Origin of the sequence: Anaerotignum sp. MB30-C6 (genome assembly GCF_030908465.1) — a bacterium.
Classification (GTDB): Bacteria; Bacillota; Clostridia; order Lachnospirales; family Anaerotignaceae; genus Chakrabartyella.
In genome coordinates this window covers 2,022,734-2,043,495 of record NZ_CP133078.1, presented here as the reverse complement: position 1 = coordinate 2,043,495, position 20,762 = coordinate 2,022,734, and the positions used below count along the sequence as shown (strand labels likewise).

The following is a 20,762-nucleotide window of genomic DNA, read 5'->3' as shown; positions in this document are numbered from 1 at the left end:
TGAGCAAAAGAATGGAGGAAGTCCTTTGGCAAGGCAAAAGAAAGTATTTTATGGTTTGTTTTTATTGATATTGGTATTGGTTTTGGTAATACCTAGTGGTTTATTCATAAAAGAGCGATTTTTCAATAACGGAAAAATTATTGCTGAGCTTTACTTTATAGGCCCTAATGAAAAAATGAAAGCAACGCAAAAAGAGATCCAAGAAGGTAGCCCCATTGAGATGGTAAACATCGTTTTGCAAGATTTACGCTTGGGGATAAAGACGGATGGAATTCAACCAACGGTACCGGAAAATTTAGAAGTGAATTCCATAGAAGTTGCGGACAAGACTGCAACCATAGACTTTACGTCCAAATATTATGTCTTATCCAGCATAGATGAAGTAATTTGTCGCTCATCCATTGTTTGGTCTTTGACTTCTCTGGAATTTATAGACTCTGTAATCTTTACGGTGGAAAGCGAACCCTTGCTTTCAAAAGACAGAGAGCCTTATGGTACGATGAACAGGCAGAATGTTTTGATAGATCCGATTGTATCGGCAACCACCACGGAGTATGCTATTTTAAAACTGTATTTCTCCAATGCAGATGCTTCTGATTTGGTTGTAGAGGATCGTGTGGTTGAAGTAAATGCAAATCAACCTAGAGAACGAACAGTCTTGGAACAGCTTATTGCAGGGCCCAAGGAAGCGGAGAATTATGCAACAATCCCTGTGGAAACAAAAATAATGGATGTAACCACAACCAGCGATGGGGTTTGCTATGTAAACTTAAGCCAAGAGTTTGTAACCAAACATAATGGCGGGTCAACAGGGGAGTTACTGACAATATACTCAATTGTAAATTCCCTGTCGGAGCTGGAAAATGTTGTGAAAGTTCAGTTCCTTATTGAAGGGGAAAAAATGGAAGCATTCAAGGGTCATGTTGATTTTAGTACACCTTTTGTTGCAGTAAAAAGTTTGAAAACTGTGGATATGAATCAATAATTATGAAGCTAAAAAGACCGGCTCTGTGGGCTGTAATATTCACTATATGTGGGATTTATTTCCGGCTAGGCATATCGAAAGGGGTATGTCTAGCCTTTTTTGCTTTTGTCGTTTTTACTATATCATGTTTCGTGAAAAATGGACAATTGAAATCAGCAGTGGTGTTTTTGGTAATTATGATGCTTGGATTTTTTTTAGCGGGTCAAGGCGGGAGGGAGCCCGTGACTTTCTTAGAAGGAAGGGTTCTTTCTCAGAGTTCTGGCATCATCCGAGAGTACGGAACCACATCTTCAGGGAATCAAAAACTTTTGATTCGCATTCAAGAACCTGTATCAAAAAAAAGTATAGGCCTATATGCCATTTACACAGGGAAAGGATCCTTCAAAGTAGGGGATCGTGTTGTCCTTTCGGGAGAGCTTTTGCCATTGGAAGGGAACAAGGTTCCCGGTGGTTATAATGAGAAATTATATTTGCAAACCAAAGGGATAGACTACAAAATCTATCCTGATAAAATGGTGAAGGTGGGGGAGTCTAAAGGCTGTCTAGTTCCCTTTCAAAGGCTAAAGGAGAGGGTTTTCAATGTTTTTGACACAGTCCTACCCCAAAAAGAAAGTGGCATCGTTAAGGCCATGGTCACAGGGGAAAGGGATGATATCCACCAGGAAACTTGGGACTTGTATAGAAAAAGTGGAATAAACCATATTCTTTGCGTTTCTGGGCTTCATGTTTCTCTCTTTGCTCTATTCCTACATATTTTTATTGAGAAATATTTAAAACAAAGCAGACGTATGACTGCGTTTATCACCATTGGTTGTTGTATTGGCTTTTTGATTTTTACGGGCTTCTCACCATCGTCGGTAAGGGCGGTTATCATGATTGTTGTATCTTTGCTAGGGGTGATTTTATTCAGAAAAAGTGACTGGTTAAATAGCTTGGCATTGGCGGCCCTTGTTATTTTATTATTCCAGCCCCTCTATCTTTGGAATGCTGGGTTTCAGTTATCTTTTGTTACAGCCTTTGGTATTTGGGTAGGCCTACAGGTTATGCCAAGGGACAGCAGTAGGCTCGGGAAACTGAAACAGTCGGTAATCCTTTCCTTATACGCATCTCTGTTTAGTTACCCCCTTGTTGCCTATCATTTTTTCAGCATTTCTTTGGTGGGGGTATTTATAAACATTATAATTTTGCCCCTTAGTGGATTGCTTTTGTTTTTCTCTTTTTTTACTGCTGTGGCAGGGGTGATATTTCCGCCTCTGGCGGCAATTTCAGCAGGGGGTGTTTATGGAATATTAAAATTTTTTGAAATGGTTTGTTCCGTTGCAGTTTCTATTCCCAATAGTTACTTTTTGGTTGGCGCACCCTCTATCGTGTCAATGGTTTTATTCTATATGATTTTACTTATGAGTAGTTTTTATGGTAAGAGGTTCTGTCATCTGAAAGAAATACTTTGTGTCACCCTTATTTTAGGCTTTTCTCTTTTAGGAAATAGGCTAATATTCCAGAAGAATACAATCGCATTTTTAGATGTTGGGCAAGGAGATGCCACAGTGATTTCTACTTATGATGGTCGGGCCATTGTCATTGATGGAGGCGGATGGTTTAATCAAGAAATGGGAAAAAATACAGGGGTAAAAGTGGTGCAGCCTTATTTAGAATACTTAGGAATCAGGGAGTTGGATGGAATTTTCTTAACGCACTTCGATGCTGACCATATGCTGGGTGTAATAGAACTGTGTCAAAATGTAGCAACGAAGGGTTTATACTTATCTGAATACCCATACGCCGATAGGGAGAATTGGCAAGTTTTAAAAGAAATATTGGAAAAGGAAGATATAATGCTGTATACTGTGAAAGAAGGAGATACAGCGGCCTGGGGAAGTAATGGAAACATACAATGTCTCTATCCGCCTCGGGGTGTGAAATTTATAGGGAATGATGACAACCATGGATCCTTGGTTTTAAAATATGAGTATGGTAGTACCAAAACTCTATTCACTGGAGATGCAACGAGGGAGGCTGAACGGATTATGCTAACCAAAGGGGCGGATGTATCAGCCCAAATTCTAAAACTGGGACATCATGGCTCTAAAAATTCAAGCAGTGGGGTTTTCTTGGAGAAGGTTTCCCCTAAGGAGGCTATCATATCTTGTGGCGAGGATAACATTTATGGTCATCCTCATAAAGAAACGTTGGAAAGACTCCATGTACAAGGCATTTCTACGTATAGAACGGATAAGCAGGGAACGGTGCTGACAAAAATATCTCCAAAGGGCGGCTACACCATGGAAGCTGTTTTGGAAAGGGAATCGGTTTATGAAAGAATTAAAAAAACAATGGAAAAACGGTGAATTCAAGGGGTGCTATCTATTCTATGGACCCGAAACTTTTTTGATAAAAAATTATGAAAAAGCACTAATGGATGCAATTTTGCCCTCGGGTTCGGAGATGATGAATCATGATATTTTTGAAGAAAAGAGGGCAACGGCAGGGGGAATTATGGATGCTGCCCAAACCCTTCCGTTTTTGAATGAAAAACGTTTGGTTACAGTAAAACATAGCGGGTTTTTCCAAAAAGGAAATACAAAGGAAGAAGGGGAAAAGCTTGTTGACTATTTGGGCCAACTGCCTGAAAGCTCTTGTATACTTTTCATTGAAGAAAAGGTTGAAAAAAATACCCGTCTTTATAAAGCAGTAGTGAAAAATGGGGAAACTGTTGAATTTAAAACTCCTGGGGAAAAAGAGTTGGCTACATGGATTAAAAAAGAGTGTACCAAAAGTGGCGTGGCCATAGAAAATAGTGTGATTCAATTTTTTCTCCAAACCATAGAAAATGATATGGAGTCAATCCAACGGGAGTTGCAAAAACTGTTATCTTATAAAGGGAATGAAGGTAAGATTGAAGTTGCAGATATTCATGAAGTGTGTACACCATCCCTTGAGGCAAAGGTTTTTGACTTGGTGCGAGCAGTGGCGGAAGAAAAGCCTGAAAAGGCAATTACCATTTATCGCAACCTTTTGTTGATGAAAGAATCTCCGTATATGGTACTTTCTTTAATTACAAGGCAATTTCGCTTGATTTTAATTAGTTCTTTGCTCTCAGAAGAAGGCGTTGCAAACAGCCAAATTGCACAGAAATTGGAAATTAGAGATTTTGCTGTAAAAGAATATATCAGGCAGGCCAAGCGCTTTTCCAAAGATGGATGGAAGATGGCTTTGGAAGACTGTTTAAAGACGGATTTGGATATCAAAATGGGGCGGGTTGCAGAGGCAGCCGCAGTTGAACTGCTGATAATGAAGTACAGTAGTAAAGTTTAGGGCTAGGGGGAGCCTTCATCTGGTAGGTGAGGGGGACTTCTAAAAATTTGATGATGATATTAGAGAATGGTATATTTATGATTTTAACGGGTATCAAGGTTTTGATGCCCGTTTTTAATTTGGATAAAAAATTGAAGATGCCTTCTTTCTGTTTTATCCAACTAGGTATCCATGATAGATAAGTGATTCTGTATTTGTTCAATTTTTTCTGAGAAAACAAACTAAGAATTAAAGGAAAAAAATAGTAAGGCGGATAACCTAAGATTACCGCCAGAAGTTTTATGATTCTACATTGTAAGATTGTATAATATTGTTTGCTACTTCCATTTTGCTTTGCCTTTGATCCATAGCGTGCTTTTCAATGTAACGGTGTGCCTGTGGTTCTGTCATATGTAAATGCTGAATCAAAAGGCACTTGGCACGGTGTATGGTACGAACTTCCGTAAGCTGTTTTTGTAACTTTCTGTTTTTCTCTTGCATTTTTGCAAAACGATTTTGAAAAGCATTTGCGAACTTCATTGTTCGTTCGAACTCTGAACGCTTAAAGGGTTTAAAAAGGGTAAGTATCCCAAATTCTTCTACGCTATATTCTTTTATATTTCTATATGATTCTGGCAGCAGCAAAATAATAGCAGCATCTGTTCGATTGGTCATAAAAAGTGCTAAATCTTGAGCAGTCTCCATTGGAAGAGGAGCATTTATGATAATAAGGCTAGGGGTTTGGTCGGCAATTAATTCTTTCGCTTGCTTGCTATTGGAAGCATATAAAATTTGGCAAGCAGAATAGCAGTCTAAAAGGGAAACCAAGCTTTCCTTTTCCGTTTCTTTTCCTGCTATAATCAATACCTGATTCATAAAGCTCCTCCTTTCGTTTTAATACATTGTAATATACGCATCTCTTTCAGCACCAACGGAAACATATTTTATAGGGCACCCAACAGCCCCCTCAATATACTTGATATAAAGAAGGGCTTCCTTTGGTAAGTCTTCAACACTACGGCAATGGCTAATATCGCAGTTCCAACCCTTCATCGTTTCGATAACAGGTTCCGCTGAATTTAAAACGGAAGCATAAGGAAATTCAATGACATCCTCCCCATTGATTTTGTATTTCGTGCAAACAGGAATTTCATCTAAATAGGACAAAACATCCATTTTCGTTAAAGCTATTTCACTGCATCCTTGAACACGAATACCATAACGGCTGGCAACAACATCAAAGGGGCCAACACGACGTGGTCTGCCTGTTGCTGCGCCGTACTCGCCGCCTGCGTCCCTTAAGGCCTCAGCTTCTTCACCAAAAAGTTCGCAAGTAAAGGGGCCTTCGCCAACACAGCTTGAGTATGCTTTCATAATACCAATGACACCATCCAGCTGTAAATTGGGCACACCCGCACCAATTGGGGCATAGGCTGCAATGGTGGAGGAAGAAGAGGTATAGGGGTAAATGCCGAAGTCAATATCCCTTAAAGCACCAAGCTGGGCTTCAAACATGATTTTCTTGCCTGACTTTTCAGCTTCTGTCAAATATATGCCAGTGTCAATGATGTTTTCTTTAAAGGGTGTACCAAAAGTGTCTAACCACTGTAAAATTTCTTCGTATTGAACAGGAGGTGCATGATAAACACCTTCAATAATCAGATTTTTATATGCTACTAAGTTTTTCAGTGTTTCAGGGTAGGAATCGGGATGAAGTAAATCCCCCATACGCAAGCACTTTTTCATATACTTATCCCCATAAACAGGAGAGATGCCTCTGCGGGTAGAGCCGTACTTGGCATCACCCAAACGGTCCTCTTCTAAACAATCCAAAAGTTTATGATATGGGAGGCAAATGATGGCTTTGTCACTAATCTTTAAGTTATCTGCAGTGACTTTAACACCTGCGTTAATTAAACGATCTACTTCGTGATAAAGGTGCTCCAAGTCGATTACCATACCGTTTCCCATAACGTTTACCACATCTTCACGCAAGATGCCAGAGGGCAACAGGTTTAAAACAAATTTCCCCAAATGATTAATTACGGTATGTCCTGCGTTGTTACCTCCTTGATACCTACAAACGATATCATATTCTTGTGAAAGCAGGTCAACCATACGCCCCTTACCTTCATCTCCCCAGTTGATACCAACGATAGAAGTCAACATGAAGAAAGCCTCCTTTGTATTTTAATATAAAAAATAATGATTGCTCTTTCGTCTTATATAGAAATTTTAATAGCGTTTTTAAAGAATGTCAATAAAATATACATTGTATTATTATGCTGAATTTTAGAATTTAAATACAGAAATTTAATATTTATATCCATATATTTAATGGAAAATCAGGAACAATTCGCCTATCAGATTGACGAAGATTTGAAAGTATTTTGAAAAACAAAAACCATAGTGGAATTTTATGCACTTTAACAGAATTTTTGCATATCAAACATGGCATTGTAATTTTTTATACCTACTATCAATAATCCGATGAAAAAAGAACCGCTGACATTAAAATTTGTCAGCGGTTAAGGTTTCAATCAATTTTTGCTTTTCTTTTTCTTCTTTTCTTGCCCGGAGGCATCAAAAGTATGACCACGGCCTAGAAAGTAAGCCAATTTGACCATCTTTTTTTCTTCTGTTGTTAAATCTCTTTCCATTAACTCCGCAATATGTCGTAGTAAAGCCGGGGTGTTCGTCCGTGGGGGTTTCGGTATCGTAACCAATAAGGAATTTGGCTTAAAAACCGTTGCCGTAATTTCTTTTGGATGGACTATTTCAAATACTTTTGCAGTATAGATAGCGTCGTTCAAAGCATCGTGAAAAGGAGACTCTGCTTTTATATTCAGCTCTGTCACAGCGTTTTTTAGCCCAATGGCTTTTCCTGCTTCATAATTTAGGTATGCCGTAGCAAAGTTTTGTACATTCAAGTATTTATTGGTTATGCTATTGGTATCCAGCTTATAATAAAGTATGTTTCTAAATAAAGACTTAATATCATCAGCACCCCAGGTGCAAAGGATTGCATCCTCATCACCAATAAAGGTTATAAACTTTCGAAAAGCGTCGGTAAATTTTTGTTGGTCCTTCAATTTATCTTCCGTTAAACCCGTTATTTTTTCAACAAAAGGATGCAATCGGGGGTAAATTTGTGGTTGTATCATTGCATTAAATTCATCAATTTGTTGAAAAGATTTATTTAATTTTACGGCACCAATTTGGATAATTTCAAAAGGGCATTCAGCTACTGGTGCAACGGTTTCACCTGTTTTGAAAGGAAAGGACTGATTGAATTCTAAATCCAAAACGATATAACTCATAAGAATTCCTCCTATCTGAACCAAGTATACACTAATTTTCATACGAATGGAAGAAGCAAATTATCTTGTATCAACAGTAGGCAAGTGATAAAATGGGATAGACAATATGTACCAAAAGGAAAGGAGGCAGTTATGAAACTTTATTTTACTGATGAACAAAAGGCTCACGAGCGAAACAAAATTTTTTTGGAAGAGGATGATCTCCTTCTAGAAGGAGAATATGTTGAAGGCGAAGGCAGAAAATATATGATTTCAGGGGTAGCCACCATTGAAGGGGAAAGATACCACGAATTTGAAGTATTGTTTGAATTATCTGAGGATGTTTCCGAGGATCTGGAATCTATTATGAACACAGATTGGGAATGGTACGAGTTTAATTTTGAGGTATAGAGGAGGGTAACTATGGACAAGTTTAAATTTTTCATGCCTACCGACACTTTTTTTGGCCGCGGATGTATTTTAGCCAACAAAGAGGTGTTTTCATCACTGGGAAGCAAGGCAATGTTGGTTACAGGGCGTAACTCTGCAAAAAAGAATGGGGTTCAAAAGGATGTAACGGAAGCCTTAGATGCTTTAAATATACCCTGGGTTTTGTTTGATGAGGTGGGAGAAAATCCTGATGTGGAAACAGTGGAAAGAGCGGCAAAAATGGCTGTTTCCCAAAAAGCTGATTTTATGATTGGAATTGGCGGTGGTTCCCCCATGGATGCGGCAAAGGCCATTGCTGTTTTGGCTGCCAACCCTGAAAAAAGCAGTGATATATTATTTACTGAGCCAAAGGCAAAGGCTATGGCCGTTGTAGAAATTCCTACTACTGCGGGAACGGGTTCTGAAGTAACCCAATATTCCATTATCACAATTCATGAAAAACGTACGAAAAGATCAATTGTGCAAAAGGTTTTTGCTAAAGTTTCCTTCCTTGATCCGAAATATATGGATGGTCTTTCAGCGGAAATTACAAATAATACAGCTGTGGATGCGTTGAGCCATTTGATTGAAAGTTATTTGTCGGTAAACGCTAATTATATGAGTGATAAAATCGTTGAAATGGGTCTGTCTTTGTTCAAAGATTGCATGCCTGCTTTAAAATTAAGAGCTTACACAGAAGAAGTAAGGGATAAGCTTATGCTTGCATCTGCATTTGCCGGTGTGGCAATTGCACAAAGTGGAACCTCTATTCCACATTGCCTTGGGTATTTCCTGACATATGAAAAGGACATCCCCCATGGTAGAGCAAATGGTATGGTGACCCGGGCCTATTTGGAATTATTTCCAAAGGAGGACCAAAAGGTTGCCCAGCTGTTACATTGTTTGGATATGAACAACACGGAAGAGATGGGTGAATTTTTGAATGAGGTTTTAAATATTTCAGAAACATTTACCGTTGAAGAAATTTCTTATTATACGGATCGTACCATGGAAAGCCCTCAAAAATTAGCGACATTCCCCTATGCAGTTAAAAAAGAGGATATTTTCAAAGTATATGAAAAAAGTCTTTTGTCCTAGATGAAAAGGACAATTTCCAGTTCCTCTCTTCTTTCATAAGCTAATAGAAAAAAAGCGGAGGGGGATTTTATGCCCAGAGTATATATTAGCCCGTCTTTGCAGAATTATAATCTTTTTATAAATGGTGGAACGGAGGAAGAGTATGTCAATTTGGTTGCCGATGCCATGGACCCTTATTTACTTGCATCGGAAATTGAATTTTCAAGAAATGAACCGGGAATGACATTATCAGAGGTTATAAATGACGTGAATAGAGGAGACTACGACGTTTATTTTTCAATCCATACAAGTACAGCACCGCCTTCTATGGCGGGCCATATACAAGGAGCAGAGGTTTATTATTTTGTTAATAATCCTTACGGAAGAGAATTGGCTGAAATTATAGCTAAAAATCTAAAAAGAATTTATCCGAACTCTGAAAAAGTGAAGAATACCCCTACGGCTACCTTAAAAGAATTAACACGCACAAGATTGCCGGCTGTTTTAGTAGAGCTGGGGTATAACGATAATGAAGAAGATGCCCAGTGGATTAAAGATAATATTCGATCCATTGCCAAAGAGCTGTCCCGCTCTTTGACAGAGTATTTCGCAATTCCCTTGGGTGAACCAGAGGAGGATTGACGTATTGGGTTATGGCAATAGAGAAATGGATAAGAAACAGACATAAAGAGTCGTGTTGAAAATTATCTGGTTTGAAATAAGGAAGCGGAAATTACTTTTGGTAATAAAGTTTGCCTTTCTTAAAACAAAAACAAAGTTCAGGGAAAAGTTGAAACTAATTTTTGACATAGGAAAAGAACCGGCACTGCTACATGTCGGTTCTTTATTTTTCCATTGAATTAGAAATTCACTTTTTTGTCAAGCTGGCAATTTTCTCACGAATCATTGGGTATAGCAAAGCATATCCCGTATTACTTAAGTGAATACCGTCAAATTGGAAGAAGTCTTCAAAGGCTTCTTCTTTTTTTGCCCATAGAGCGGAGAAGAAGTCAATTACGGGGCAATCAAACTCCGCCGCAATCTTTTTTACTGACTCTGCGTAAAGCTCCACACGGTCTGAGGTGGTAAAGGGAAAAAAGTCTGTATCCACCACAGGGGGTGGCGTTATGAAGACAGGTAAGGTTGTCCCATGATTAAAATCTTTACCATGCTGAAAAGAAAGTACAAGTTCAGTAATGGAACGAAGATTTTTTTCATATTCTATCAAAGGGCGGTAATAGCCCTCAACTAATGAACAATCGTTTGAACCAAAGAAAATAGTCACAATTTGGGGTTTGAATATTAGTACATCACGTTCCAAACGTTCCAGAGCCTCTCTGGTGGTATCGCCGTTCACACCTTTGTTCATAATGCGCCACTTAGGAAAATCTTTTTTTAAGCAGGCAGGAAAAGCAATGTGATCTAAGACGCCGTAACCATAGGTAAGACTGTCTCCAAAAGCAACAATTGTAAAAGGATCCATTATGTATTACTCCATTTCATTAAAGGTTAGTTTTACTGGTTTTCGTCATCTGTTCCTTGAAAGAAGGGTGGTAGTGTTTTTTTATGACTTCTGCTCACAAAAGCCTCTTTATCGGAGCCAAAGAAAAATATACCCCATGGTTCTTTTGATTTATCCACATAGGAGATATTATCCAAGTTCACAATAAAAGAGCGGTGGGTTTGCACAAAGTTCTTTTCGGGGATTAATTTCCTTACCTGATATAAGGGGTACGGCACATGAATTGCATCACTTTTAAGATGCACGATGGATTTTTTCATGGCGCTTTCTACATATAGAATATCGTTATATGGTAGATTGTATAGTCCTTTTGGGGTATTAACCTGAAAAAACTTGCGTTGAGCTAAATGCATTTTTTGGTACATGCCTACATAATAATGTAACAGACTACTTAAGGCTTCTTTCTTTTCATTGTCAAAGGGCAATAGAAAACACTCACAAGAACGCCAATGAACAAAGGCAGTAATAAGAAATTCAATTTTAGTTGAAAAAAGAATTATTGGGGTGTGTTGGTGTTGTTCATCGCTTCTTAAGCTATAAATAACATTACGCACATTCATTAGGTCTTCCTCAAACCTAAAAAAGAAACAGTCAAATTCTTGTTGTTCAAAAAGAGCGAACCATTCTTCTTTTGTACTAGCACTGTAGACGTTGATTTGATGACACTTTTTACAGAAATCTTCTAAAAAATCCTGTGTAGTTGTGTCAAAAAATCCTAGCAAAATCGAAAACATTTTGGCACCTCTCAAAATTAATTTGAATTTTAGTTAAGTATATCACAATGCATGAACAAATAAAAGAGGAACTATACAAAAAATTGTAAAATATGGAAAAGAAAGTTGGTGCAACCTTGCAGAAGTTAGAAGAAATTTGGAAGTTACTCCCTGTTGATGTTGGAAAGCGTCTAAAAGAAGAAAATTTTTTGAAGGAGGAACAGATACAGGAGATACGCCTTCGTGCTTTAAAGCCCTTGTTTGTGAAAACAAATAAAAACAAATATTTCATAGCTGATGGCTATGAAAATTGGATTGTTACCAATAGACAGATTAAAGAAGCAGTGGAAAGGCTTGGGGGGTACTCCCTATATGCCTTTGAGGAAGAATTGAAGCAGGGCTACCTAACTGTTTCGGGAGGTCATCGTGTTGGGTTTTGCGGCAGGGCTGTGTTGGAACATGGGAAAGTAAAGACGCTACGACAAGTCAGTAGTTTAAACATAAGAATTGCTGGGGAGATTATAGGCTGTGGTGAGCAGTGGCTACCCTATTTGTTTGAGAATAACAGCCTCTGTCATACGTTGATTGTATCACCACCTGGTTGTGGCAAAACAACGCTGCTGCGTGATATTATTCGCTGTTTAAGTTACGGTCTTCATTGCAAAGAAAGTTACAACGTTGGGGTGGTTGATGAGCGTGGAGAGATTGCGGCGATGAAGGACGGTGTCCCTCAAATGGATGTTGGCCCTTGCACCGATGTACAGGAGAATTGCCCTAAGGCAGAGGGCATGCGTTTTTTACTCCGAAGTATGACGCCTGATGTCATTGCAGTGGATGAACTTGGGAAGGAGGCAGATTTTTATGGGGTTGAGGAATTGCTCCATGCTGGCGTAACGCTTATTTCAACAGTTCATGGAAATGATATGAATGGGCTTTTAAAAAATATAAAAATGAAAAAAATGATAGGGGAGATGGAAAAGGGAAGAATCCTGTTTCTTTCAAAAAAATGTGGAACAGGAACAGTAGAAGAAATTTGGGATGCAAAAGGAATAAAACAATACGAAAGAGGGGTGAAACCATGATGTTTCAGGCAATAGGTGCATTTTTGATCGTTTCTACAACAACCTTGATTGGGTATGCTTTAGGGGCGAGAGAAAAATATCGTTTAAAAGAGCTGGAAGAAATAGAGCGGGGTATCCTATTAATGAAAAATCAAATTTCCTATCTGGGAACGCCTTTGGCACAATTATTGGACCAAATCAGCTGGAAAACTGAGGGTGCAATTGGGCTGGCTTTTCAGGAAATTGCTGCAAGGATGGAAGAAAGGCAAGGGAATACTGCAGAGGAAATCTGGGAAAGCGTATGGATGGAGATGGGCAAAAAAACCTATTTAACGGCTGTTGATTTAGATGAGTTAATTGCCTTCGGTCGAACCTTAGGTTTTTTGGAAAAGGAACAGCAGGAAGGCAGTATGGATTTGTTTTTGTACAATTTGCGAGAAAGGGAAGAAAGAATCAAAAAACGTCTGGAGAAAAATGGTCGTTTGTATTGTAGTATGGGCGTTCTCGGCGGACTTTTAATCGTAATTACACTGCTTTGAGCATAGGGGGAGGAGTAGGTTATGGATATTAATATAGTATTTCGCATTGCGGCAGTTGGCATTTTAGTCGCTGTTCTGAATCAGGTTTTGATTCGAGCAGGCAGGGAAGAACAAGCCATGATGACTACGTTGGCAGGGCTAGTCGTTGTTTTGTTCTGGGTTATTCAGTATATTAGTACACTTTTTGAAACGGTACAGACACTGTTTCAATTATAAGGGGGTCAAGCCATGGAAATGGGGCGAATCATTGCTCTGGGACTGGTGGGCACAATTTTTGCAGTTATGCTAAAGAAGGAAAATCCCCAAATGAGCATTCTGGTTTCCGTTGTCGTTGGAATACTAATCTTTTTTACGGTTTGTACACCTTTAAGTGGTTTGATTTCCCTCCTACGGGATGCCGCAGAAAAAGCGGGGGTAGGCAGTGGATACTTTGGAATTGTATTAAAAATTATTGGTATTGCTTATTTGGCACAATTCGGCGCACAGCTTTGTGCTGATGCCGGCGAAGGGGCCATTGCCGCCAAAGTTGAGTTGGCGGGGAAAATTCTAATTATGGCGTCTTCTGCACCAGTTTTAACGGCACTACTGGAAATGGTTATGAATTTGGTATAGAGGAGGGGGGAGAATGAAAAAGCTTCTTATTACATTTGTTTTATTTTTTGTACTAATGCCCTCTCCTGTATATGCAGAAGAATCTGCAGGAGATTTGTTGGAAAGTCAACTAGACTCTTTGGGATTGGAGGAGGTGGACGTACGTCTTGATGACGGGACAAGTTTTTCCTCATTAGTGCGAGAAATTGTATCAGGAGAGTTTTCTTTTTCTTTTGAAGATTTACCCCAAACCATTGGGGAACTGGCTTTTGGAGAATTTAAGACCCAAAGTCGTTTACTTACGCAGTTGCTTTTAGTTGTTGTACTTAGTGCTGTATTAAAACAGCTTAGCGGCTCTTTTCATGGGAAATCAGTGGGGGAGATGGGTTTTTACGTATGCTATATGGTTTTGATCGTGGTTATCATCACTTCGTTTTATAGTATTTCCTCTGTGGTTGTTGAAAGGGTTGACCAGGCTTGTAAAGTATTTCTGGGTATGCTTCCTGTATTTTTGATACTTTCCGTTTCAGGGGGTAATTTTACCCAGACGGCTTTAATGGGGCCAACCATTATGGGGGGGTCTACGGTATTATCCTTTGGTATACGAGATTTAATTGTTCCGGCAATTCTTTTGGCGGTGGCCCTTGAAATGGTGGACCATATTTCGGAGAAACCTATATTATCCCGTTTTGCCCAGCTGTTTCGCCAAGGCATTAGCTGGACTTTAAAGGGAGCAGCCATACTTTTTATGCTTTTGTTGTCACTACAAAAGATTGGTGGCGGTGCACTTAACGGCCTTGCGGCGAAAACAGCAAAAATCGCCGTTGGTTCCGTCCCCATTGTAGGGGATGTGATGGGGGGAGCGGTGGAAACGGCGGCAGCAGTAGCGGGAACCTTAAAAAGCGGAACATTAGCGGCGGCAGCCATTTTTCTATTGTTATTATGTATACCGCTTTTAGTAAAGCTGACTGTAATTCTATTGGTTTTTAAAATTACGGCGGCGGCGGCGGAGTTTATTTGCGAGGAGCGGCTGGTTGATTGTATCAGTGCTGCAGGGGATTATACTGCATTACTTTTAGGTGTGGTTTTTCTGGTAGAAGGCATGTTTCTTTTTTCCGCCTTATTACTTTTAGGTGGGTTATAGAAAGGAGAATTGGAATGATGGAGGCTTTAAGTGCATATATAAAAACTATAACAGCTTTGACCATTTTTTCCGCATTAGCTTGTATGCTGATGCCTGAAGGCTCCTTTCGTAAGTATGTTGAGTTGGTTTTAGGCGTATTGGTATTAACTGCCGTTTTAAATCCATTCTTACGACTTTTCGGTACAGATGAAGGCCATTTGGAGCTTGGTTTGCTTCAAAATCAAGTTCGGCTGGAAAAAGTTTTCCTATCGGCAGAGGAGTATGAAGGAATAGAACAGCAGCGGGTGACGGCGGCATATGGTCAAGTGCTGGAGGATAGAGTCAAAGAGGATTTGGCAAAAAAATATAGTGAAATAGAATGGGTAAATATAACTTTTTGTCAAGATATCCAGGATGAAGATTACGGCATGATCGAAAGCATTACAATCGGTTGTAGCGATGAAAATGCGGAGAAAATACAGGCTTATGCGGCCAAAAGATATGGACTGCCTGAAGATGCAGTGGCAGTGGAAAAATGACGAAAGAAGGGTGACATAAGATGCAAAAAGACTTTTGGCGTGATTTGTTTCGGCCGGAAAATAAAAAGGCGAGCAATAACATAGTGTTGGCATTGTTAATTGGTGTGCTTCTTTTGGTTTTGGGAAAGTCACTTTTTCCTACGGAGGAAAAAGTGGTAGAGGTTAGTCATAAGGAACAGACAATCCAAGTACATAATCAAAGTGAGCGGGAAATGGAACAACGTATGGCAGAAATCCTTTCCAAAATTCAAGGAGCAGGGCAAGTAGATGTCATGCTGACCTTCAGTGCAACCACTGAAAGCGTAGTGGCACACGAAGAAAAAACGGAAGAAACCCGTTCTCAGGAGAATGGGAAAACCAGTGAGAATTTTCGCAAGGAAACCGCTGTAGTCATGACAGAGGATGGGAAGGGGAATACGTCTCCGCTGGTTTTGACAGAAAATTCTCCCCTGGTAGAAGGGGTAGTAATTGTGGCACAAGGCGGTGATAATGCCGTGGTGTGCAAAGCTTTAAATAGTGCAGCTCAGGCACTTTTAGATGTGCCGGCACATAAAATTGCTATATTAAAAATGAAATAAGGGGGAAAAAAGATGTTTGTCATTAAAAGAAATCAGGTAGTTGTTACAGCGCTGGCGGTTATGATTGCAGCAGCGGGGTACTTAAATTTTCAGGAAAGCAAGACATCGGAGGGAACGCAAACAGCGTTGCAACTTACGGAAGAAGGGGATGCGGCTGCCGTTGTGGCAGACTATGCAACTTTACCTGATGATGTTTCTGCTGATGAAATTGCTTTAGATCCCATTACCGCTGAGATTTCCGATACTACCGGCGATGGTGCCGCAGTATTTGTAAGTGCTGAGGCCATTCAGGAAGGTTCTCAATTTTTTGCAGAGGCAAAGCTGGACAGGGAACAGGCAAGAGCAAAACAAAAAGATATCTTAACTGAAATGATGAATAACGAAAATGTAAGTCAAGACCAGAAAGATAAATGTGGCGATAGCATGTTACAATTACAAGATCGAATTGAAAAAGAAACGGCGGCAGAAGCCATGATAGAGGCAAAGGGATTCAAAGAAGCCTATGTACGAATCGACGATGAAACCGTTGATGTTGTTGTAGATAAAGATTCCCTGACAGATGCAGAAGTTGCTCAAATTGAAGACATCGTAAAGCGGAAAACTGGCTGTAAAGCTGAACAAATCAGGATTAATCCTTTGAAGAAATGACATATTTATTAATTTAAGATTATTGTAATATTATACTTAAATATGTGTATAATACACTTTTGTTAAATAAGTAATATATTTTAATTTTAGAATTTCAATCAATATTTACTAATTTTTTAGGTATATATTCCTAAAAATTGCAAAAAATATGTTGAGGTTAAGCGGTCAAAACAGAGGGCATTGATCAACCAAAAAAACGGTTTTGCAGTTACGAAAATGCAGGTATCCCACTAAGAAGTCTCTTCTTTGGGGACTTGACAAAAGGGTGGCTGTGAAACCGCTGTTGGAGGGTTATGTTTTCTGATGGAGGCCGCTTAATTTTGTTTAATTATGTATGATTAAAGAGTGCATATTTATTTGCATCCCATTAATTTTTCTGATATAATGAGAGCCAACCAATGCTTATTGTGTATGAATTTTCTATGAGTGTATAGAACCATGTATAAAGAACGACAGGAGGTAAATGAAAATGTCTGAAAATAAAGTATTAGGTGGCCAAATTGAGATTGCTGATGAAGTGATTGGTGTCATTGCAGTGACTGCTGCCCTTGAGGTAGAAGGTGTTTCTGGCAATGCTTCTAAAGTGTTAGTAGAACTTTTCGGTAAAAAAGGTCAAACAAGATGTGTTAAGGTAGCGAAGGACGAGAACGAAGTTGTTCTTGATATGGATATAATCGTAAACTTTGGTACAAAAGTTCAAGTGGTAGCCGAAGCGGTTCAAAAGAAAGTTAAGACTGCGGTTGAAACCATGACAGGGCTCAGTGTGCCAGTTGTAAATGTTAGTGTTTCAGGTATTGTGAAAGAAAAAGCTGTTAAGATCGAAGAAGAACTATAAACAGTTAGTCGTCGGGATACCACTCCAAATTTAGGGGTGGTATTTGTCCTTTTAATTTTTGCGGAGGGTTTTTAAATTATGAGCCGAAGAAGTGCCAGAAAAAATGCGTTTTTCCTGCTGTTCCAGATGGATTTCAATAAGGCAGAAGAATATGAACAGGTGAAGGAGATTTTCTTTGCAGAAAAGGAAGAACCTGTTGAAGAAGAAGATAAAGACTTCATAATAAGTGAAGTGGAAGGAACGAGAAGTCATTTGGAAGAAATTGATGGCATCATTGGCGAGTATGCCAAAGGTTGGCATGTAGGACGAATGTCTAAGGTTGATTTAGCCATTCTTCGTCTGGCCGTTTATGAACTTCGCTTTAGTCAAGATACCCCTGTGGGTGTGGCCATCAACGAAGCCGTGGAATTGGCGAAAAAGTTTAGTTCCGACGAGGCTCCTGGTTTTATCAATGGTATTTTGGGTAAAGTAGCGGCAGTTTAATGGTGGAATAGTTTTTGGGTTCCACTTGCCCCTAGTCATGGGTGTTTTTGTGTAGTAATGGTAGTTTCATAGCAGTTGCCTTTTGGAAGATAGAACCAAGTCTGTATAAAATGTTGGGAATTTCTAGTGCCTTGGCTAATATTAACCGCAAAGTAAAGATAGCCAATTCAATTCCTAAGGTTATTACATGATAAGGTTATAATTCTTATTAATGGCAATTAGTACCGTCAAAAGGAGCGAATATATGATTGAACCAAAGGTTTTTTCTGTGGGTCAAATAAACAGGTATATTAAAAACCTCATGGAAAACGATTTTATACTAAGCAGCCTTTTGGTGAAAGGCGAAATATCAAATTTTAAAGCCCATTCAGGGGGGCATCTTTATTTTAGCTTAAAAGATGCATCTGGGGCAATTTCTTGCGTTATGTTCAAGCAAGAAGCATACCGTCTACCCTTTGTGCCTGAAAATGGTATGAGTGTTATTTTATATGGGCATGTTTCTTTATATGAAAAAACTGGCCAGTACCAACTTTATGCCGAGATGATGGAACCTGTTGGGTTAGGCTCTTTGCAACTTGCTTTTGAGCAACTAAAGGGAAAGTTGGAAGAAGAAGGGCTTTTTGATGAAGATTTTAAAAGAGAACTGCCCTCTCATATAGAAACCATTGCCGTTATAACATCTCCCACTGGGGCAGCGGTGAGAGATATTATTCAAATTGCAAAGCGTAGAGACCCAAGGGTTAGGATTGCCATTTTTCCTGCGTTGGTGCAAGGAGAAAAGGCTGCCGACGATATTGTTCAAGCCTTAAAGCTTGTCAATGATTGGGGAAAGGCCGATGTAATTATCCTTGGTCGCGGTGGTGGCTCCATTGAAGATTTGTGGGCTTTTAACGAAGAAAAGGTTGCTAGGGCTATTTTTGCCTCGGAAATTCCGGTAATTTCTGCGGTTGGCCACGAAACGGATTTTACTATAGCAGATTTTGTTTCCGATTTACGGGCACCTACGCCATCAGCGGCGGCAGAGCTGGCTACCCAGCCTTTGATGCAAAAAAATGAAAAGATAGACCAACTTGAGATTCGTTTGTTGCGAAATGTTTTGGCGGTTTTGGAGGATTCTCAGCGTAGGCTGATGTATATAAAAGAACGTCCTGTATTGAAACGCCCTTTGGAGGGCATTCGCAATACCCAGTTACTTTTAGAAAGTATAGATTTAGACATGGCAAAAGCCATAGACCAAAAGTTACTTCGTTTTGGCCAAAAAATTGGCGTTGCTGAGGCAAGGTTACACGCTTCTTCCCCCTTGGCGGTCATGAAGCGGGGTTATGTCTTGGCATCAAAGGATGATGGAAAGGCGATTGTTTCTGTCAATCAAGTTGACATAGGTGAAGTCGTTCATTTGAGACTTCAGGATGGTCAAGTAAAAGCAAAGGTATTAGAAAAGGCGGTGATGGCCCGTGGCAAAGAAGAAGTTGACATTTGAACAGTCCATGGAGCGGCTGGAGGAAATTGTTGAGACATTAGAACAAGAAGAAGTTTCCTTGGATGAAGCAGTGGCTTTTTACAAAGAAGGGTTGGCTCTTTCTGCATTTTGCAAAGAAAAACTGGCTGTGGCCGAGGGAGATATCCTCCTATTGCGTAAAGAAGCGGGCTTGTGGCAGGAAGAATCTTTTCAAACAGAGGAGCAGGAGTTATGATGGATTTCAAAGAACAAATGAATCGATGGATTCAGTATATAGAATTGAGTTTAGAAAATTATATTCCAAAACAAGGGGAGTTTCCTCCCGTGATTTTTGATGCCATGAGATATAGCCTTTTGGCTGGTGGAAAACGCCTACGCCCTATGATGGTTTTGGCGGCTTGTGAGGCAGTTGGCGGTGACAAGAAGGAGGCTGTGCCTTTTGCTTGTGCCATGGAGATGATCCATACCTATTCCTTAATTCATGATGATTTGCCCGCCATGGATAACGATGATTATCGTAGAGGACGATTGACAAATCACAAAGTTTTTGGCGAGGATATGGGGATTCTTGCAGGGGATGGCTTGCTGCACAATGCCATGGAAGTGATGGCGGATGCTTGCTGTTTAAACCCTTGTTACAAAACAGTGGGGGCAATGCAAGCCATAGCCCATGGAGCAGGGATTCACGGTATGCTTGTTGGTCAGGTGGTGGATGTATTTTTCGAAGGGAAGCCTTTAGAGGCTAAAACCCTTGATTTTATTCATTTGAATAAAACTGCGGCCATGATTCGTGCCTCTTTGAAAGCAGGGGCTATTTTAGGCGGCGCGACGAAAGAAGTCGTTGAAAAGTTTGCATTAGCAGGAGAGAAGATCGGCGTGGCCTTTCAGATTTTAGATGATATTTTAGATGTGACAAGTACCATGGAAGAATTGGGGAAGCCCATTCATAGTGATGAAAAAAATGAAAAGACCACTTATGTGACCCTTTATGGCATTGAAAAGTCCAGAGAGATTGCTTGCAAACTTTCCGATGAAGCAGTTGCCATTTGGGATGAACAAGGAGAAGGTTGTGCGTTCTTAAATGATTTAACAAAATATTTAACGAAACGTACCTATTAAATATTTGACCAACAACAGAAGGAAGATGGTAGTATGGGATTTCAGGAAATTACATCCAATGTACCCTTGTGGGCGGCAATGATATCATGGGCCATTGCGCAAGGAACAAAGATAGTTTTAACACTGTTTATTGAGAGACGCTTTGATGCTACCAGAATTGTGGGGACAGGAGGCATGCCCAGCTCCCATTCCGCATTGGTTATGGCCATTACTTTTAGCGTAGGGAAATATAATGGTTTTGCTTCACCCTTATTTGCTGTTGCTCTGATTTTTTCCTTTGTTGTTATGTATGATGCCGCGGGGATTCGAAGAGCGGCAGGAAAGCAAGCAGAAATTTTAAATATGCTGATTGTGAAACATCAATTGCCAGATATGGAAAAAGTGAAGGAGCTCTTAGGGCATACGCCTCTAGAGGTTTTCGTAGGAGGCATCTTAGGGATCGTAGTGGGTCTCTGGGTATAAGATTGA

At 39.7% G+C, this 20,762-nt stretch carries 26 protein-coding genes; 21 read left to right on the top strand and 5 right to left on the bottom strand.

Features of this window, described 5'->3' with window-relative positions; translation table 11 throughout:
* Positions 1-25 precede the first annotated feature (25 nt).
* The 4 genes from RBQ60_RS10060 to RBQ60_RS10045 all read left to right on the top strand — a co-directional run bounded on the left by RBQ60_RS10060 (position 26) and on the right by RBQ60_RS10045 (position 4,482).
* Positions 26-985, top strand: coding sequence for a GerMN domain-containing protein (locus RBQ60_RS10060; protein WP_307883554.1), 960 nt, complete (start codon positions 26-28; stop codon positions 983-985).
* Between the two features lie 221 nt (positions 986-1,206).
* Positions 1,207-3,333: a DNA internalization-related competence protein ComEC/Rec2 gene (locus tag RBQ60_RS10055; protein ID WP_307883553.1), complete on the top strand. Its 2,127-nt coding sequence runs from the start codon at positions 1,207-1,209 to the stop codon at positions 3,331-3,333.
* Positions 3,299-4,300: a DNA polymerase III subunit delta gene (holA, locus tag RBQ60_RS10050; protein ID WP_307883552.1), complete on the top strand. Its 1,002-nt coding sequence runs from the start codon at positions 3,299-3,301 to the stop codon at positions 4,298-4,300. The genes RBQ60_RS10055 and holA overlap by 35 nt, the downstream gene beginning before the upstream one ends.
* A 47-nt stretch (positions 4,301-4,347) precedes the next feature.
* Positions 4,348-4,482 carry a hypothetical protein gene (locus RBQ60_RS10045; RefSeq protein ID WP_307883551.1) on the top strand — a complete coding sequence of 45 codons (135 nt, stop codon included), beginning with the start codon at positions 4,348-4,350 and terminating at the stop codon, positions 4,480-4,482.
* A 97-nt stretch (positions 4,483-4,579) separates the two neighbouring features.
* Here RBQ60_RS10045 and RBQ60_RS10040 read toward each other — a convergent pair whose 3' ends face one another.
* The 3 genes from RBQ60_RS10040 to RBQ60_RS10030 form a co-directional block, all read right to left on the bottom strand.
* Entirely contained in the window at positions 4,580-5,155 is a 576-nt protein-coding gene (locus tag RBQ60_RS10040; protein ID WP_307883550.1) for an ANTAR domain-containing response regulator, read from the bottom strand.
* A gap of 18 nt (positions 5,156-5,173) precedes the next feature.
* The gene (locus RBQ60_RS10035; RefSeq protein WP_307883549.1) at positions 5,174-6,448 is read right to left on the bottom strand and encodes an adenylosuccinate synthase; all 1,275 of its coding nucleotides are present in this window, start codon (positions 6,446-6,448) and stop codon (positions 5,174-5,176) included.
* Positions 6,449-6,819: 371 nt separating this feature from the next.
* Positions 6,820-7,599: a 3'-5' exonuclease gene (locus RBQ60_RS10030; RefSeq protein WP_307883548.1), complete on the bottom strand. Its 780-nt coding sequence runs from the start codon at positions 7,597-7,599 to the stop codon at positions 6,820-6,822.
* Positions 7,600-7,731: 132 nt separating this feature from the next.
* Here RBQ60_RS10030 and RBQ60_RS10025 point away from each other — a divergent pair, with 132 nt between their 5' ends.
* The 3 genes from RBQ60_RS10025 (at position 7,732) to RBQ60_RS10015 (ending at position 9,726) form a co-directional block, all read left to right on the top strand.
* Positions 7,732-7,989, top strand: a complete 258-nt coding sequence (locus tag RBQ60_RS10025; protein ID WP_307883547.1) for a hypothetical protein — start codon at positions 7,732-7,734, stop codon at positions 7,987-7,989.
* A gap of 12 nt (positions 7,990-8,001) precedes the next feature.
* Positions 8,002-9,105 (top strand): iron-containing alcohol dehydrogenase family protein, encoded by a 1,104-nt coding sequence (locus RBQ60_RS10020; RefSeq protein WP_307883546.1) that lies wholly within the window; start codon positions 8,002-8,004, stop codon positions 9,103-9,105.
* 69 nt (positions 9,106-9,174) lie between these two features.
* Positions 9,175-9,726 carry an N-acetylmuramoyl-L-alanine amidase family protein gene (locus RBQ60_RS10015; RefSeq protein ID WP_307883545.1) on the top strand — a complete coding sequence of 184 codons (552 nt, stop codon included), beginning with the start codon at positions 9,175-9,177 and terminating at the stop codon, positions 9,724-9,726.
* A 226-nt stretch (positions 9,727-9,952) separates the two neighbouring features.
* Here RBQ60_RS10015 and RBQ60_RS10010 read toward each other — a convergent pair whose 3' ends face one another.
* Entirely contained in the window at positions 9,953-10,567 is a 615-nt protein-coding gene (locus RBQ60_RS10010) for an SGNH/GDSL hydrolase family protein (RefSeq protein WP_307883544.1), read from the bottom strand.
* Positions 10,568-10,599: 32 nt separating this feature from the next.
* Entirely contained in the window at positions 10,600-11,340 is a 741-nt protein-coding gene (locus tag RBQ60_RS10005; protein ID WP_307883543.1) for a LytR/AlgR family response regulator transcription factor, read from the bottom strand.
* Positions 11,341-11,432: 92 nt separating this feature from the next.
* On the opposite strand from RBQ60_RS10005, the gene spoIIIAA reads away from it, so the two are divergent.
* The 14 genes from spoIIIAA (at position 11,433) to RBQ60_RS09935 (ending at position 20,756) form a co-directional block, all read left to right on the top strand.
* A complete protein-coding gene (gene spoIIIAA / locus RBQ60_RS10000; RefSeq protein WP_307883542.1) occupies positions 11,433-12,401 on the top strand; it encodes a stage III sporulation protein AA in 969 nt (322 codons plus the stop codon).
* Positions 12,398-12,919, top strand: coding sequence for a stage III sporulation protein AB (locus RBQ60_RS09995; RefSeq protein ID WP_307883541.1), 522 nt, complete (start codon positions 12,398-12,400; stop codon positions 12,917-12,919). Before spoIIIAA ends, RBQ60_RS09995 begins: the two co-directional genes overlap by 4 nt.
* 21 nt (positions 12,920-12,940) lie before the next feature.
* A complete protein-coding gene (gene spoIIIAC, locus RBQ60_RS09990; protein WP_307883540.1) occupies positions 12,941-13,135 on the top strand; it encodes a stage III sporulation protein AC in 195 nt (64 codons plus the stop codon).
* A 12-nt stretch (positions 13,136-13,147) separates the two neighbouring features.
* Positions 13,148-13,531 carry a stage III sporulation protein AD gene (gene spoIIIAD / locus RBQ60_RS09985; protein WP_307883539.1) on the top strand — a complete coding sequence of 128 codons (384 nt, stop codon included), beginning with the start codon at positions 13,148-13,150 and terminating at the stop codon, positions 13,529-13,531.
* A 13-nt stretch (positions 13,532-13,544) separates the two neighbouring features.
* Positions 13,545-14,654, top strand: coding sequence for a stage III sporulation protein AE (locus tag RBQ60_RS09980; protein ID WP_307883538.1), 1,110 nt, complete (start codon positions 13,545-13,547; stop codon positions 14,652-14,654).
* Between the two features lie 14 nt (positions 14,655-14,668).
* The gene (locus RBQ60_RS09975) at positions 14,669-15,172 is read left to right on the top strand and encodes a stage III sporulation protein AF (protein WP_307883537.1); all 504 of its coding nucleotides are present in this window, start codon (positions 14,669-14,671) and stop codon (positions 15,170-15,172) included.
* Between the two features lie 20 nt (positions 15,173-15,192).
* Positions 15,193-15,750 carry a hypothetical protein gene (locus tag RBQ60_RS09970; RefSeq protein ID WP_307883536.1) on the top strand — a complete coding sequence of 186 codons (558 nt, stop codon included), beginning with the start codon at positions 15,193-15,195 and terminating at the stop codon, positions 15,748-15,750.
* A gap of 12 nt (positions 15,751-15,762) precedes the next feature.
* Entirely contained in the window at positions 15,763-16,398 is a 636-nt protein-coding gene (locus RBQ60_RS09965) for a SpoIIIAH-like family protein (RefSeq protein WP_307883535.1), read from the top strand.
* Positions 16,399-16,867: 469 nt separating this feature from the next.
* Complete coding sequence (locus tag RBQ60_RS09960; protein ID WP_307883534.1) at positions 16,868-17,233, top strand: Asp23/Gls24 family envelope stress response protein; 366 nt, start codon at positions 16,868-16,870, stop codon at positions 17,231-17,233.
* Between the two features lie 78 nt (positions 17,234-17,311).
* Entirely contained in the window at positions 17,312-17,716 is a 405-nt protein-coding gene (gene nusB, locus RBQ60_RS09955; protein ID WP_307883533.1) for a transcription antitermination factor NusB, read from the top strand.
* Between the two features lie 244 nt (positions 17,717-17,960).
* Positions 17,961-19,196, top strand: a complete 1,236-nt coding sequence (gene xseA / locus RBQ60_RS09950) for an exodeoxyribonuclease VII large subunit (protein WP_307883532.1) — start codon at positions 17,961-17,963, stop codon at positions 19,194-19,196.
* A complete protein-coding gene (gene xseB, locus RBQ60_RS09945) occupies positions 19,171-19,410 on the top strand; it encodes an exodeoxyribonuclease VII small subunit (RefSeq protein WP_307883531.1) in 240 nt (79 codons plus the stop codon). Before xseA ends, xseB begins: the two co-directional genes overlap by 26 nt.
* The gene (locus RBQ60_RS09940) at positions 19,407-20,294 is read left to right on the top strand and encodes a polyprenyl synthetase family protein (protein WP_307883530.1); all 888 of its coding nucleotides are present in this window, start codon (positions 19,407-19,409) and stop codon (positions 20,292-20,294) included. The genes xseB and RBQ60_RS09940 overlap by 4 nt, the downstream gene beginning before the upstream one ends.
* 33 nt (positions 20,295-20,327) lie before the next feature.
* Complete coding sequence (locus tag RBQ60_RS09935; RefSeq protein ID WP_307883529.1) at positions 20,328-20,756, top strand: divergent PAP2 family protein; 429 nt, start codon at positions 20,328-20,330, stop codon at positions 20,754-20,756.
* Positions 20,757-20,762: the final 6 nt, after the last annotated feature.